Source organism: Dyadobacter ginsengisoli DSM 21015 (assembly GCF_059568735.1).
Genome location: NZ_JCANTY010000005.1, coordinates 167,617 through 182,293, shown reverse-complemented (window position 1 = coordinate 182,293; position 14,677 = coordinate 167,617). Strand labels below are relative to the sequence as shown.

At 51.6% G+C, this 14,677-nt stretch carries 10 protein-coding genes; 4 read left to right on the top strand and 6 right to left on the bottom strand.

Annotated elements, in window-relative coordinates; all coding sequences use genetic code 11:
- Positions 1-7 precede the first annotated feature (7 nt).
- Positions 8-1,603 carry a hybrid sensor histidine kinase/response regulator gene (locus BP71_RS19305; RefSeq protein WP_496383129.1) on the bottom strand — a complete coding sequence of 532 codons (1,596 nt, stop codon included), beginning with the start codon at positions 1,601-1,603 and terminating at the stop codon, positions 8-10.
- 464 nt (positions 1,604-2,067) lie between these two features.
- On the opposite strand from BP71_RS19305, the gene glgX reads away from it, so the two are divergent.
- Entirely contained in the window at positions 2,068-4,248 is a 2,181-nt protein-coding gene (gene glgX, locus BP71_RS19300) for a glycogen debranching protein GlgX (RefSeq protein ID WP_496382172.1), read from the top strand.
- Positions 4,245-6,092, top strand: a complete 1,848-nt coding sequence (gene treZ, locus BP71_RS19295) for a malto-oligosyltrehalose trehalohydrolase (protein ID WP_496382170.1) — start codon at positions 4,245-4,247, stop codon at positions 6,090-6,092. The genes glgX and treZ overlap by 4 nt, the downstream gene beginning before the upstream one ends.
- Here treZ and BP71_RS19290 read toward each other — a convergent pair.
- Together BP71_RS19290 and BP71_RS19285 are read right to left on the bottom strand one after the other, a co-directional pair.
- Positions 6,079-6,651 (bottom strand): hypothetical protein, encoded by a 573-nt coding sequence (locus tag BP71_RS19290; protein ID WP_496382169.1) that lies wholly within the window; start codon positions 6,649-6,651, stop codon positions 6,079-6,081. The two genes, treZ and BP71_RS19290, sit on opposite strands and share 14 nt — an antisense overlap.
- A gap of 74 nt (positions 6,652-6,725) precedes the next feature.
- Complete coding sequence (locus tag BP71_RS19285; protein WP_496382167.1) at positions 6,726-7,619, bottom strand: helix-turn-helix domain-containing protein; 894 nt, start codon at positions 7,617-7,619, stop codon at positions 6,726-6,728.
- Positions 7,620-7,792: 173 nt separating this feature from the next.
- Between BP71_RS19285 and BP71_RS19280 the strand changes: the two genes are divergently transcribed.
- Entirely contained in the window at positions 7,793-9,232 is a 1,440-nt protein-coding gene (locus BP71_RS19280; protein WP_496382165.1) for an arabinose isomerase, read from the top strand.
- Between the two features lie 43 nt (positions 9,233-9,275).
- Positions 9,276-12,149, top strand: a complete 2,874-nt coding sequence (locus BP71_RS19275; RefSeq protein ID WP_496382163.1) for a glycosyl hydrolase — start codon at positions 9,276-9,278, stop codon at positions 12,147-12,149.
- A gap of 83 nt (positions 12,150-12,232) precedes the next feature.
- Here BP71_RS19275 and BP71_RS19270 read toward each other — a convergent pair whose 3' ends face one another.
- The 3 genes from BP71_RS19270 to BP71_RS19260 all read right to left on the bottom strand — a co-directional run bounded on the left by BP71_RS19270 (position 12,233) and on the right by BP71_RS19260 (position 14,668).
- Positions 12,233-12,400, bottom strand: coding sequence for a hypothetical protein (locus BP71_RS19270; protein ID WP_295922522.1), 168 nt, complete (start codon positions 12,398-12,400; stop codon positions 12,233-12,235).
- Between the two features lie 76 nt (positions 12,401-12,476).
- Positions 12,477-13,640 carry a THUMP domain-containing class I SAM-dependent RNA methyltransferase gene (locus tag BP71_RS19265; protein WP_496382161.1) on the bottom strand — a complete coding sequence of 388 codons (1,164 nt, stop codon included), beginning with the start codon at positions 13,638-13,640 and terminating at the stop codon, positions 12,477-12,479.
- Between the two features lie 119 nt (positions 13,641-13,759).
- On the bottom strand, positions 13,760-14,668 hold the full coding sequence (locus tag BP71_RS19260; RefSeq protein WP_496382159.1) for an NAD(P)/FAD-dependent oxidoreductase: 909 nt from the start codon (positions 14,666-14,668) through the stop codon (positions 13,760-13,762).
- Between the last annotated feature and the right edge of the window lie 9 nt (positions 14,669-14,677).

The window sequence follows — 14,677 nt, the reverse complement described above, 5'->3', positions numbered from 1 at the left end:
CGGCGCACTAATTTTCTGTTTTAACGGGTGTTAACGAACCTTCCTGAACGAGCGGCAGCACGAGTACAAACTCGGAACCTTCGTTTTCGGCACTTCGGGCTGAGATCAGTCCATTGTGTTTGTCCATGATCTTTTTGGCGATGGCCAGTCCTATGCCGGTCCCTTCGTAGGTATTGATATTGTTGAGACGCTGGAAAATAACAAAAATACGGTCCAGGAACTTCTCGTCGAAGCCGATACCATTGTCTCCGATGATAATCCTGCAAAAGCTGCCATCAGGCGATACGGGACCTTCCAGCTCCTTATATTCGGTGATCTCATAGCTGATCCGGATCACCGACGGCACCTCTGGACGTGAGAATTTCAGCGCATTGCTGATGAGATTCTGGAAAACCTGGCGGATCTGACTGGGAATCGTATCGATTACCGGTAATTTTTGTTTTTCGATGACTGCTTTCTTTTCCCGGATCGTTTCGTCAAAGTCCGCCAGCAATTCGTCCAGCAGTGCATTGAGGTCCGTGGGTTGGAAATTTGCCGTCACCGAAAGCCGGGAGTAATCCAGAAGGTCGCTGATGAGTCGCGACATTCGGGCCGAAGAGCTGATCGACCGGTTGAGATAGGAAGTGGCTTCTTCGTTGCCGTTTAGGTATTTGTCTTTAATTAAATGGCTGAACGTCTGTATTTTACGCAATGGTTCTTTGAGGTCGTGCGATACCACCCAGGCAAATTGCTGCAATTCATGGTTGGTGGTTTCCAGTTCCGAGTTTTTATCAAGCAGTTCCCGTGTGCGCACCTCTACTTTATGTTCCAATACTTCATTGGCCATTTTTTGCTGGTGAATGTCCGTAAATGTGCCGACCCAGCGAACAATAGCTCCGTTTTGCAATATGGGGATGATTTTCAGCAAAAAATATTTGTATTCTTCTGTTTCGAGATGCCTCAAACGGGTCTCGCCGGAAAACTCCACACCGTTGGAGAAATGTTCCTGCCATTGGTCACACAAATGGTCTTCGGGGTGTGTATCGGGGAAGGTTTCCGCGTTGGTGGAATACTGGAACCAATGCTGGTTCACATACTCGATCTTGCCGTCGGTGCGGATTGTGAATGCGATCTGGGGAAGGGATTCCAGAATGAACCGCAATTCCTGCATGCGTGTAGCGAGTTCGTCCTGCGCACTTTTCTTGATTTCAATTTCATTGCGCAGCGACTCCTGTATCAGTTTAAGTTCCTGTTGTTGTTCAAACAGCCGGTAAAAAGTTTTGACTTTCAGCAGCAGAATGTCAGGGTCCACAGGCTTGGTCAGATAGTCGATTCCGCCGGAGGAGTAACCTTTGGTAATAAATCTTTTTTCTTTATTGACGGCCGAAAGGAAAATAATGGGCGTATCCCGTGCTTTGCCAAAACCTGCTATGGCTTCTGCGACCTCAAAGCCGTCCATACCGGGCATTTGTACGTCGAGAATGATGACCGAGTAGGTTGTATTGAGTACTTTTTTCAACGCTTCCTCACCCGATTCCGCCGTGTCGGTCTTAAAGTGGTGTAGTTCCAGGATTTTTTTCAGCGGTAAGATATTTTCCGGCCTGTCGTCGACAATGAGGATCATAGTTTCGGGTAATATGGGCATTGATTCCTACGAATGCGAACACCAGGATCTATATACGTAGACATTTGAACACATCAATAAAACTAAGTGTGTGTACGAGTGTTGCCGTGTGCGTTTCCCGGAATTATACAAAAATTATACCAGTAAGTCGTCGAATGGTCCATATTTCATGTAAAAAAAGCGACTCATCCGCAACCGCGTCGGAAGTGCCTGATGAATAACCAATTTTCACGGCAGCTGATCCCGGCCCGAGCCGCAGCGATTGACCCGCACTGAGTTGCGGGTAGCACGATTTTTCGGCCCGACTGGGGAAATTCTTCCCGGAAGTGCGTTGCGTCCGTTGGCATAATTTTGTATCGCAAGGCTGCATCGATGACACGTTTCCCCGGTAAATACGCCCGATGGCAGAAGTCAGAATGCCAGTTGCACGGGTAGAAACGTGTCGTGAATCTTAAAAAATAGCTATGAGAAAAATCGCCAATAAAAAAGTCGTCGATGAATCTAAACGGAGTAACATCAGGGTGTACCCGGGGGAGCCATACCCGCTCGGCGCCACCTGGGATGGAAAAGGAGTCAATTTTGCTTTGTATTCAGAAAGCGCCTCAGGCGTGGAGCTATGCCTGTTTGAAAGTGCCGATGCCGCTTCGGAGCATGTGAAAATTCAGATCAGGGAGGTATCGCATCACGTGTGGCATGTTTATGTACCGGGCCTGAAACCAGGTCAGCTCTACGGTTATCGTGTTCACGGCTCCTATGAACCTATGGTCGGATTGCGCTTCAATCCAAATAAATTGCTGATCGACCCTTATGCCAAGGCGATTTCCGGTACGGTTCAATGGCATGATGCACTTTTCGGTTATGTGATCGGCGACCCCGAGGAGGACCTCAGTTTCAGCGAACTCGATAGTGCACCTTATATTCCAAAATCCGTTGTAGTGGACCATCTGTTTGATTGGGAAGGTGTGGCTTCGCCCGGGATCCCGTACCACGATATCATCATTTATGAAGCGCACGTGAAGGGGTTTACCTGTCTGCATCCCGATATTCCGAAAGAGATCCGCGGCACTTATGCAGGAATGGCGCATCCGGCAAGTATAGCGTATCTCAAAAAACTGGGGATCAATGCAGTCGAATTAATGCCTATTCACCATTTCATATCCGACCGGCATTTGCAGGAGAAAGGGCTCACCAATTACTGGGGCTACAATTCCATTGGTTTCCTGGCACCCGATGTACGGTACAGCAGTTCGGGCGCACAGGGTGAGCAGGTTATTGAATTCAAGAATATGGTCAAGGAAATGCACAAGGCTGGGATAGAGGTGATCCTGGACGTAGTTTACAACCACACTGGCGAAGGCAACCAGATGGGCCCTACGCTTTCTTTCCGCGGCATCGATAACATGGCCTATTACAGGCTGGTAGACGGCAGGTACTACATGGATTATACGGGCACCGGTAACACATTGAATGCGAGGCTTCCTAATGTGCTGCGTCTTATTATGGACAGCCTGCGTTACTGGATTACGGAAATGCATGTGGATGGTTTCCGTTTCGATCTGGCCTCGACGCTGGCACGCGAACTGCATGAAGTGGACCGATTGAGCGCATTTTTTGATATCATTCACCAGGATCCGGTCATTTCACAGGTTAAGCTGATTGCCGAACCCTGGGATACCGGTTCCGATGGCTATCAGGTTGGCAAATTTCCCATCGGCTGGGCCGAATGGAATGGCCGCTATCGAGACTGCATGCGCGACTACTGGCGCGGGGCCGATAGCATGCTCGCTGAGTTTGCGGAACGTTTTACGGGAAGTTCGGATCTATATAAGGGTGAAGACCGGAGGCCGACGGCAAGCATCAATTTCATCACGGCGCATGACGGATTTACCCTGAACGATCTGGTTTCGTATAATGATAAGCGTAATGATGCGAACGGAGAGGATAACAACGACGGGGAGCGATACAACCGCTCGTGGAACTGCGGGGCAGAAGGGCCCACTGACGACGAAGACATTATCGAACTGCGCAACAGGCAAAAGCGGAATTTCCTCACCACACTCTTCCTGTCACAGGGCGTGCCGATGCTGGTGGCCGGGGACGAATGGGGGCGTTCTCAAAACGGGAACAATAATGCGTATTGCCAGGACAATGAGATTTCCTGGCTTAACTGGGACCAGGCAGATACCGAACTCCTGACATTCACTCAAAAGCTCATCGCATTCTGTAAAGCGCATCCGTCATTCCGCAGGAGGCACTGGTTCCGTGGCGTGCCGATCAAAGGTATCGGCCTGGAAGATATCGCCTGGTTTCTGCCCGATGGCCAGGAAATGCCTGATGAAAACTGGAACCACGACTTTGCAAAATCGCTCGGTATTTTCCTGAATGGCAAAGGGATCAGGCACATGGACCCCAAGGGCAAGCCTATCTACGACGACAGCTTCTATATTATCTTCAATGCGCACTTTGAACCCGTAGAATATACATTACCACCGGAAAAGTATGGCAGAGAATGGCGTAAGGTGATCGATACTGCCGATGCCTGCGTAAGCGATGACGGGCAGGTGCTGAAACCCGGGGAGTCTTTCACTGTCGACAGCCATTCGGTGGTGGTTTTTAAACATACATTGGAAGAACAAAAGATATGAACTACAACGATCTGATGGCCATGCAACCCGGTGTCACGTTTGATGCCGAAGGGAGGGCTCGTGTGTTGGTATGGGCCCCAAAGGCGAAAAAGGTCGCGCTGGAGTTGAAATCGTCAGGTGAGCTGCTCGACCTGGATGCACGGGAATATGGCTTCCGGACACTCCACACACTTGCATTGAAGCCAGGGGATTTATACGCGTTCCAACTCGATGGCGAGGGCCCTTTTCCGGACCCGGCAACAAGGCATCAACCAGAAGGCGTACACGGCGCTTCCCGCGCATTTGACCCACGTGAATTCCATTGGACAGATATTGACTGGCGGGGCATTCCGATGAAAGACTACATCATTTATGAGCTGCACACCGGCACGTTCACACTGGAAGGAACTTTCGGGGGGATTGAGCAAAAACTCGACCATTTAGAACAGCTGGGTGTGAATGCGATTGAAATTATGCCGGTTTCGCAGTTTGCCGGAAAACGTAACTGGGGCTATGACGGCGTTTTTCCATACAGTGTCCAGGACTCCTACGGCGGCCCGGCGGCATTGCAGCACCTGGTCGACGCCTGCCACCGGAGAGGGATCTCTGTCATCCTCGATATGGTTTACAACCACCTGGGTCCGGAGGGAAATGTGCTTGGGCGGTTCGGGCACTATTTTACCGATAAATATCACACGCCCTGGGGAGATGCTATTAATTTCGATGATGCCTGGTCTGATGCTGTACGTCACTATTTTGTGCAGAATGCATTGATGTGGTTCAGGGACTTTCACATTGACGCACTGCGGTTGGATGCGGTGCATGCGATCAAGGATTTCAGCCCTGTACATATTTTACAGGAAATCCGGGCGCAGACCGACATCCTGTCCCGTGAAACCGGCCGCTCTTACCACCTGATGGTTGAAATGGACCTGAACGACACGCGTTTTGTAAAACCGGTTGCGGTGGGCGGTTATGGAATGGACGCGCAATGGGTCGATGAATTCCATCATGCCTTGCGTGTCAGTTCCGGTCAGGAAAAAAATGGCTATTATGCTGATTTCGATCCCGTCACATCGCTGGCCAAATCGTTCCGTGACGCCTATGTGCACGACGGTATTTATTCCGATCACCGGAAAAGGAAGTTCGGGATGAAAGCCAACGACATTCCGGGGCATCAGTTCATTGTTTTTTCTCAAAACCACGACCATATCGGTAACCGCATGTTGGGTGAACGGACGAGCCAGCTGGTTAGTTTTGAAATGCAAAAACTGCTGGCAGGTGCCGTTTTCATTAGCCCGTTTATTCCGTTGCTTTTCATGGGAGAGGAATGGAGTGAATCCAATCCTTTTCAGTATTTCGTAAGCCATACCGATCAGGAACTGGCGGAAGCGGTGCGAAAGGGTAGGAAAAATGAATTTGCAGCCTTTCATCCGGAGGGTGAAGCGCCCGATCCGTTGTCTCCTTTGACCTTCCGGAATTCCACTTTGCAATGGGAGCTGCCTGTGCAGGAGCCGCATCACACTATGCTGCGTTACTATCGGCGCTGGATCCGGTTGCGTAAACGGGAGGATGTTCTGCGCGAATGTGACCGTGACGGGCTATCGGCAGAAGCCTTTCCTGAGAAAGAGGTGATTTTCATTCAACGCGTAGGGGCAAATCAGCATTTGACAGGGATTCTCAATTTTTCAAAATCAAATCAGGAGGTACTTCTGCCATTTGACCATCTGGTCTGGTTCAAGCTGATCGCCTCATCGGATCCGCTCTGGAATGGGTCTTCGGCAATGCCCGACCGCGTCGATGCCGGAAGATTGGTGGTTCCCCCCGAATCGGTTTCGGTTTACATGAATGTTATAAAGTCCTGATTTTGATCCGAACATCGTGAGGAGCCGTCTCATCTCCGCCGAAATAGGGCAGCAGCTTGTAGGCCAGCCCCACTCCGCCGGAACAATGGCGCGGCATCACGGTTTCTATTCCGCGGTAAGTGAAGACGTATGTGTTTTCGCGGGTATCGATTCGGAAGCTGGTGAGCTCATTGAGTTCCGCCGTGCCCAGTTCACGTTCCTGGCGGATCCCGTTTACATAGATATACGCGTAAATACGTAGTGCACCTTCGCGCCAGTTCCAGCCGAAACGCGCGCTATTGCTCTGATGTTGCGAGCTGCAATCGGAGAAGCCGTAAAGTTTGTTGATATCGTTCTGGTTTTCGGGGACGGCCGACTGGTAGATACAGCTACTGTCAAACACAGCCTGAAAACGCATCGAACCAGAAGTAAATGGAGTATTCAGGTTATGTTCTACCTCGTGGTTGCCCGCCTTGATGGTGTAGGTAGTGAAATCGTCCCCGAAACTCGGCGTATTGCCGATCCATTCGCAAGAAACCGCGCCCAAGAGGAGGAGAAGGCCTGTCAGGTATCCTTTCATTTGTTCGGTTTTAGAGGTGTTGGTCGTTAATCAGGATAGGAACGACGAAGCGTCCGGAAAATTGGATCCGATCGTTACTTCGCATTCCCGCGATAGGCCGAGGGCGTGAGCCGCATTTTCTTTTTGAAAACGCGGGAGAAATAGAATTCCGATTCAAAACCTGAGCGAAGTGCTACTTCGGTCACCGAAAGCGATGTTTCCCGCAGCATTTGGCAAGCCTTGTCGATTTTGAGCCCGAGGTGGTACTGGCCCGGGGCGATGCCGGTAACCTCCTTGAACGCTTTCCGGAACCATACGTACCCGACTCCGTTTATGGCCGCCAGCTGTCGCATTTCCAACGAGGTTGCCCATTGTTCATGAATCTGAAACCGGATCTGGTGAACGATCCGCTCTTTTGCGGAGCGGGTGCGGTTGGTCATCAGGGCCGAAGCGTACACGAGCCCCAGCAGCTGGATCACAAGGCAGGAAGCCATTTGCCGGTGCGCAATGCCCTGGTATTTCAATGTGTCAACCAGCCGGATGAACACGTTCAGCAGTTCCGAGTCGAAACCGATTGCGAGCAGCGGGTTTTGAGGCGTAAAACAGTCCTGCTGCATGAGATATTCGGCGTAATCTCCATCGAAACCCACCCAAAATTCTTCCCAGCCCGTGTCTGCGGCAGGCTTGTAACGGTGCCACACCCCGGGATAGAGCAGAAAAGCAGTGCCAGCCTTCACCGGCGTCGGTGGCACATGCGCCGATTCGAATATGCCATTGCCGTGGGAAATGTAAACGAGCTGGAATTCCCTGAGGGTCCTGCCATGCTGCCAGTCGAATTGATAGCCGTCCGGGTGTTGCGGGTCGGGGTACGCTCTGCCAGCCGGGTGTGTGTTGTGCCCGACATTACGGATCGAAACGCCCCAGTTTGGTTCCGTACCGGCCTGCGTTTCCGGTTGGTTAGCATTAAAATATTTTCGATATAGTTTCATATCACTTTGTGCAAATGACAGATCAATTCCTGCATTGACCAGAGGCTTCTTTTTGTCCTACTTTTGTAAAGTTAAAGAATATTTTGTCGGAGTATCGGCATGGCAAAAGGGCTGAGCGGCGTCAGGCGGCTCCTTTGTTTTAGCCAAATTTATTCAAACCTGTACTTTTTGATATGGAAAAACAAAATGGATACCCTTTGCGCGTGGGATTGTTTGGTATCGGATTAGAGGCTTACTGGGACCAGTTCGGGGGGCTCGAAGGGCGGTTGCGGGGATACGTCAGCGTGGTGGAGGAGCGTCTCGCCGGTTACGGAGCAGAGATCGTCAACCTGGGGCTGATCGATACGCCGGAGAAAGCGTTGGACGCCGGCCATCAGTTCCGGCAGGCGGATGTGGATCTGATATTTTTGTATGTGACGACATATGCCCTGTCATCGACAGTACTGCCGGTAGTGTCGCGCGCGAAAGTTCCGGTGATTGTCCTGAACCTGGCCCCTGAACCGTCGATCGACTATCAATGGTTTAACGCCCTGAACGACCGCACACGCATGACCGGTGAATGGCTGGCTTTTTGTTCCGCATGCCCGGTTCCCGAAATTGCGAACGTTTTCCGCCGGTCGGGCATTCCATTTTATCAGGTCACCGGTACATTGCATGATGATCCGGACGTCTGGTATGAGGTGCAGGAATGGATCGAGGCTGCAAAAGTGGCGCACACCATGTACCACAACCGGTTGGGTGTGATGGGGAATTATTATGGAGGTATGCTCGACATTTACTCTAATCTCACGCTGCAATGCGCGACTTTCGGTGGTCATGTGGAAATCATAGAGGTCGACGAACTTTCCGCGCTGTGCGAAAATGTTTCTGACAACGAGGTGCAAGTCATGCTGGATACTTTTGAAAATGCCTTTGATATCCAACCGGACTGCCCGGAGCAGGAACTGGTCAGAGCTGCGCGAACCGCAGTGGCTTTGGACAAACTGGTGAAAATACACAAGCTGGGCTCGCTGGCGTACTACCACAAGGGCACTGGCAATCCGCTGAATGAAAACACGATGAGTTCGGTGATATTGGGGACCTCGCTGCTCACGGCCCGGGGGGTGCCCGTAGCCGGAGAGTATGAAATTAAGAATGTACAGGCCATGAAGATCATGGACGCATTTGGAGCCGGTGGTTCATTCACGGAATATTATGCCATGGATTTTCGGGATGATGTGGTGCTGATGGGCCACGATGGCCCCGGACACATTGCCATTGCGGAAGGAAAAACCAAAGTGAAGCCGCTGTATGTCTATCACGGAAAGGTCGGTAATGGGCTTTCGGTTGAGATGAGTGTGTCGCACGGGCCTGTGACCTTACTATCGGTTGTGGAAACTGTCGACGGGAAGGTGATCCTGCTTGTGGCTGAGGGGGAGTCGGTACCGGGGCCTATTCTGGAAATTGGCAATACCAATAGCCGCTACCGCTTCCCCATCGGCGCAAAACGTTTTATGGAAAACTGGAATTACCATGGCCCGGCTCATCACTGTGCAGTGGGGGTAGGACATATCGGTCCGAAAATAGAGAAGTTGGCGAAACTGCTGGCAATCGGGTCGGTGACGGTATGTTAACCGCCGTACCGGCTTTTAATTACGGTTACAGAACGATATGATTATGCGCAACATAAGATACCCGTTACTCCTGCTGCTGTTCCTGGGCTTGCAGCAACTTACAATGGCCCAGCAGGTGGATAAATTGTCAGGAACGACGTTCCGAAATCCGCCCGCCAGTTACGGCATCCGCTGCTGGTGGTGGTGGTTGAATGGCAATACTAATAAGGAGACGATTACCAGAGACCTCGAAGAGATGAAAGCCAAGGGGTTCAGCGGGGCTTGCATTTTCGATGCGGGCGGTGCCGAGCAACGTGGTAATGCGCAGGTGCCGGAAGGGCCGATGTTTGGCTCGCCGGCGTGGCGGGAACTGTACCTGCACGCCATTCAGGAAGCGGACAGACTCGGGCTTGTGATGTCGTTGAGCATTCAAAGTGGCTGGAACCTGGGTGGGCCTGATATTACACCCGACGAAGCTGCCAAACAGGTAACGGTATCCGAAACAAAGGTAGAGGGAGGAAAGGAAGTGCTTGTGGAGTTGCCTATGCCGAAAATAAGGGATGAATATTACCGCGATATACGCGTGCTGGCTTTTCCCTTCAAAAGCCTGCCGGACCGGAAGCCAATCCGTGATTTTGAAAGCAAATCGGCTGCGAAGGAAGTAGGCTGGTCGGTGCCGGAAACGAGGCCGCTTCTGACCGACATTCCGGGTACGCCGGGCGAAGAAGATGCTATGGCCGCGCAAGTCATGGATATCAGCAGTAATTTCAAAAACGGAAGGTTGAAATGGAACGCCCCGGCTGGCGACTGGACTGTGCTCCGTATCGGGTATACGACAACCCATTCGGAAGTGTCTACTTCGAGCGGAAAATGGCAGGGTAGGGTGATCGACTATATGAATGAAAAGCATTTCGACCGGTACTGGAATACCCACGTGGAGCCCCTGCTTCGCATGATCGGAAGTAAGGCAGGCAAAACATTGAAATATCTTCAGACCGACAGCTTTGAAGCCGGGGGGATGAACTGGACCGACGGTTTTGAGAAAGAGTTTAAAAAAAGGCGGGGGTATGATCTCACGCCCTATTTGCCGGTTCTCTCGGGCCGAATTGTCGAAAACCGTGAAATGAGCAATCGCTTTCTGTCCGATTTCCGGAAGACGATCAGTGACTGTATTTCCGACCACCACTACCGCCTGTTCGCTGCCAATGCACGCAAGTACGGAATGGGCATTCAGCCTGAATCGGCCGGCCCGCATGCCGGTCCGTTCGAAGGGTTGAAAAATTACAGCCACAGCGAGATCATGATGAGCGAATTCTGGTCTCCCTCGCCGCACCGCTCCAAGCCGGTTGACCGTTTTTTTGTGAAACAGGCGGCCAGCGCTGCAAAGATCTTCAACAAAAAACTGGTTGGAGCCGAATCGTTCACGACCATTGGCCCGCATTGGAATGATGTGATCTGGGCCGACATGAAGCCCAGCGCCGATCATGAATTCTGTGCCGGACTGAACCTCATTTATTTACATACATTTACTTCTTCCCCCAAAGAAATGGGTCTCCCGGGGCAAGAATACTTCGCCGGAACGCATTTCAACCCGAATGTAACATGGTGGGACTATTCGACCGGTTTTATCCAATACCTCACGAGGTGCCACTATATGCTGCAACACGGAACAGCCGTTTCCGACGTGCTTTATTACTATGGTGACCACATTCCCAACATTGGCCGCTACAAGGACGATGATCCGGCGAAAGCGTTGCCGGGATATGATTATGACCTGATCAACGAAGACAAACTGCTCGATCTGCAATTTAAAAACGGCCTGATTACACTGCCTCATGGCGTTTCATACAAGGTGCTGGCATTGCCGGACCATCAGGTGCTTTCCTATGCTGCATTGAAAAAGGTGGAAGAGCTCGTGAACGCCGGAGCTACGGTGATCGGCAATAAGCCGCTGTCGATTGCAAGTCTGGTGGGTTATCCTCAAAAGGAGGCGGAGTTTAGGAAAGTGGCTGAAATGCTCTGGGGTGACGTAAGCGAGGCTATGGGAGAAAAGAAGGCAGGCAAGGGCCGCATTGTTTGGGGTAAAACAGCTTATGATGTGCTGCGTTTGAATGGGTTGCCGCTTGATTTTCAGGCCATGGATAAGAAGGAAGGCGATAGTTTCGACTTCATCCATCGCGCCGACACCGATGCAGACTGGTATTTCGTGAGTAACCAGAACAAGGACGCGAAGCAGATAATGGCTGCATTTCGCATGACAGGCCGGCAGCCTGAGTTGTGGAACGCCGTTACCGGTGAAAGCATGGGTGCTCAGGCTTTCAGCCAACGGGACGGAAGGACGTTTGTCCCACTGGACCTGGATCCCTACGGGTCTGTTTTCGTGGTTTTCCGCAAGCAGGTGGACACCCTCGCTGCCGGGAAGGCGAAGACCAACAGCCTGGTTCTTGCTGAAGCCGGTTTGCTGACGGGTACCTGGAAGGTCCGTTTCGATCCCAAATGGGGCGGGCCTGGTGAAGTATTGTTCAAGGGGCTTGTCAGCTGGACGGACCGCCCCGAAGAAGGGATCAAACACTATTCGGGAAAAGCGGTGTACAGCATCCGTTTCAACATTTCAAACGATAATCCTGATTTTAAAACACTTTTTCTCGATTTGGGGGAAGTAAAAGATGTGGGTATTGCACGCGTCAGGCTCAATGGGCGTGAAGTAGGGACCGTCTGGACACCACCGTTCCGGGTTTCGGTGGCCGGTGCGCTGAAACTGGGAAATAATGATCTGGAAATAGAAGTAGTGAATACCTGGCGGAACAGGTTGGTGGGCGACAGGGGAAAGCCTCAGGATCAGCGATTTACAAAAACGAATATCACGATTCCCGACAGCTGGCAGTTGTTGCCTTCAGGCTTGCTGGGGCCGGTGAAGTTGCTGCGAGGGGAATGGTAGGGGCATAAAAAAACGAAGTCCGGATGTTCGTTTCATGCGGACTTCGTCTCCACTTAGGAACCATTTAAAAAGGTGCTATAACGCTACCTTCGCTGTTTTCCCAGGCTATTGTGTTGTTTCTGGTTGCTGGTAATATGATTGCCTTTCACCATTTCTTCTTCACGATGCCTGCTATCCAGATTGTCTTTGTTTTCAGGCCGGTTCTGGACTTGGCCTTGCGGCATGGTTCCCGAACTTTGTGATTGTTTCATGACAATAATTAAATGGTTATGTCTGGTATTATTTAAATATTATGCCAAACCTTGCATGCCATGCCAGCAATTTTCGTCAAACTTTTCTCGAACCCTCGTAAAGTTCGTATTCCAGCAGCCTGCAATCGATTCTGCCCGAATAAAACTCGATCCTGCGTTTGGCTTTCAGGCCGATTTTCTTGGCCAGGTCGAGGTTGCCGGTGAACACATATCCGAAATATCCTCCACACTTCTGTTTCATAAAATCACCAATCCGTGCATAAGTTTCTTCAAGTTCGCCGATCTCGCCGAGGCGCTCGCCATACTCCGGATTGATGAAGAAGACACCCTTATTGTCACCCGGGACTTCGGTGTCCGCAAAATCACAGGTATCGAACTCAATCATATTGGCAACGCCCGCGGCGATCGCATTCTTTTTGGCGTTTGTGATCGCGTTTGCGTCATGATCGGTAGCGATGATCCGTAATCCGGGTACTTCTATGATCTGCGCTTCCAGTTTGTCCTGCTCTTTGTAATATACCTCTTCATCGTAGCCGAGCAAATGCATGAAAGAATAGTTGTCTCTGAAGAGACCCGGACGGCTGTTGGTGGCGATCAGTGCTGCTTCGATGGCTAGCGTTCCGGAGCCGCACATCGGGTTGAGGAATACGGAATTACGGTCCCAGCGGCTGGTTACAATTGTGGCCGAGGCCAGTGCTTCGAGCATGGGAGCCTTACCCGGGATTTTGCGGTATCCATGCCGCGCAACCGATTCTCCGGAGGTATCGATGAAAATTTCGGCCCGATCGTCTTTCCAGAACAGGTGCACGACAGCGCCTTTCAGCTCGGAGCCACTCGATGGCCGTACGCCTTTCTTGTCGCGCAACCGGTCCACAATGGCGTCCTTTACACGCAGGTTGGCAAACATGCTGTTGTTCACGGTTTCGGTCATGACGTTACTGGTCACCGAGAAATAGGCGTCTTCGGCCAGGATATTCTCCCATTCCATTTTGGAAAGGAAGCGATAAACGTCGTCCGGATGCCTTGCGCTGAACGAGCCGAGGCTGTACAGCACCTGGCTGGCGCAGTACAGGTTAAGGTTCAGTCTGATGCAATCATTGACCGTCCCGTTGAGCCGTACACCCGTTGCAAATGTCTCTTCTACCCGGAACCCCAGCGACGTAACCTCGTTTTCGAGATACTGGGAAAGGCGTTTGTAACAGGTGATAACGATCGGGGCGGTGGTGTTGAAGAGAATCATTGGCTTTCGGCAGTCGACTTTTTTGAATTTCAGATAAATAGTAACAATTGAATTTCGATAGCAGACAGCCGACGGCCGACAGCCTCTTCGCACAAAACTACCGCATTACCCCTGCAAAATCAGTAAGCTTCGTTGATTAATTCATGATTGAGCCTGGCGCCGGCGATGGTGCCGGATGCCATTGCTCCCGTTAACCCCCTGAACGCGCCGCTGTTATCGCCCGCGGCGTAAATCCCGGGTATGTTCGTTTTTTGGGCTTCATCGACTTTGATAAATCCTTGCGGCGTCAGTGCGCAACCCAATTCTTCGGGCAGTAGTGAATGCTGGACAAATGCGGGGCGATGGTACAATGCGGTAACGGTGCGGGTAGAACCATCGCCAAGATGTAAAGTTTTGAGGGATCCGTCTTCGTGATCCAATGAAACGATTGGTGTCTCGACGATTTCAGCGCCGAATGCCAGCATTTTCTCCCTGGCTATTTCGTCGAATGTCGCCGGGCCGTTGGTGTAGAGCGTCAGGTCGGCAGTCCAGTTTCGGATCAGCTTCACGTATTCGAGCGCCATTTCGCCGTTGGTCAGCACACCGGTGCGGGCGTCGCTGTACTCGTAACCGTGGCAGTAGGGGCAATGGATCACGCTGATGCCCCAGCTTTCGGCGAAGCCCGCAATGTCGGGCATAATGTCGCGGATACCGGTGGCGAAAATGAGTTTTTTGGCTTGGAGTGTCTGTTCATCGCTCGTGGTGACGGTAAATGTCCCGTCGCTTCCGTGTACGTGCGTGACCAGTCCCGTGCGCATATGCACGGTCGGGTAGGCGAGTACCTGCTCACGTGCGAGCGCGGAAATTTCGGCTGGCGTCTTACCGTCGTGTGTGATGAGGTTATGCGAATGGGGTGTCTGGCGGTTGCAGGGTTTGCCGCTATCGATCATGACGACGTTCCTGCGAGCCCGGGCCAGTGTCATTGCAGCGGATAGTCCGGCGTAGCTGCCGCCGATGATGGCGACGTCGAAGTTTTGGTGGTTGAGCATGTTTAAATA

Coding starts and splice junctions, on each gene's coding strand:
- BP71_RS19260 (WP_496382159.1), bottom strand. CDS start 14,668: ATGCTCAACCACCAAAACTTCGACGTCGCCATCATCGGCGGCAGCTAC.
- BP71_RS19290 (WP_496382169.1), bottom strand. CDS start 6,651: ATGAAAGGATACCTGACAGGCCTTCTCCTCCTCTTGGGCGCGGTTTCT.
- BP71_RS19285 (WP_496382167.1), bottom strand. CDS start 7,619: ATGAAACTATATCGAAAATATTTTAATGCTAACCAACCGGAAACGCAG.
- BP71_RS19270 (WP_295922522.1), bottom strand. CDS start 12,400: ATGAAACAATCACAAAGTTCGGGAACCATGCCGCAAGGCCAAGTCCAG.
- BP71_RS19265 (WP_496382161.1), bottom strand. CDS start 13,640: ATGATTCTCTTCAACACCACCGCCCCGATCGTTATCACCTGTTACAAA.
- BP71_RS19275 (WP_496382163.1), top strand. CDS start 9,276: ATGCGCAACATAAGATACCCGTTACTCCTGCTGCTGTTCCTGGGCTTG.
- treZ (WP_496382170.1), top strand. CDS start 4,245: ATGAACTACAACGATCTGATGGCCATGCAACCCGGTGTCACGTTTGAT.
- BP71_RS19280 (WP_496382165.1), top strand. CDS start 7,793: ATGGAAAAACAAAATGGATACCCTTTGCGCGTGGGATTGTTTGGTATC.
- BP71_RS19305 (WP_496383129.1), bottom strand. CDS start 1,603: ATGATCCTCATTGTCGACGACAGGCCGGAAAATATCTTACCGCTGAAA.
- glgX (WP_496382172.1), top strand. CDS start 2,068: ATGAGAAAAATCGCCAATAAAAAAGTCGTCGATGAATCTAAACGGAGT.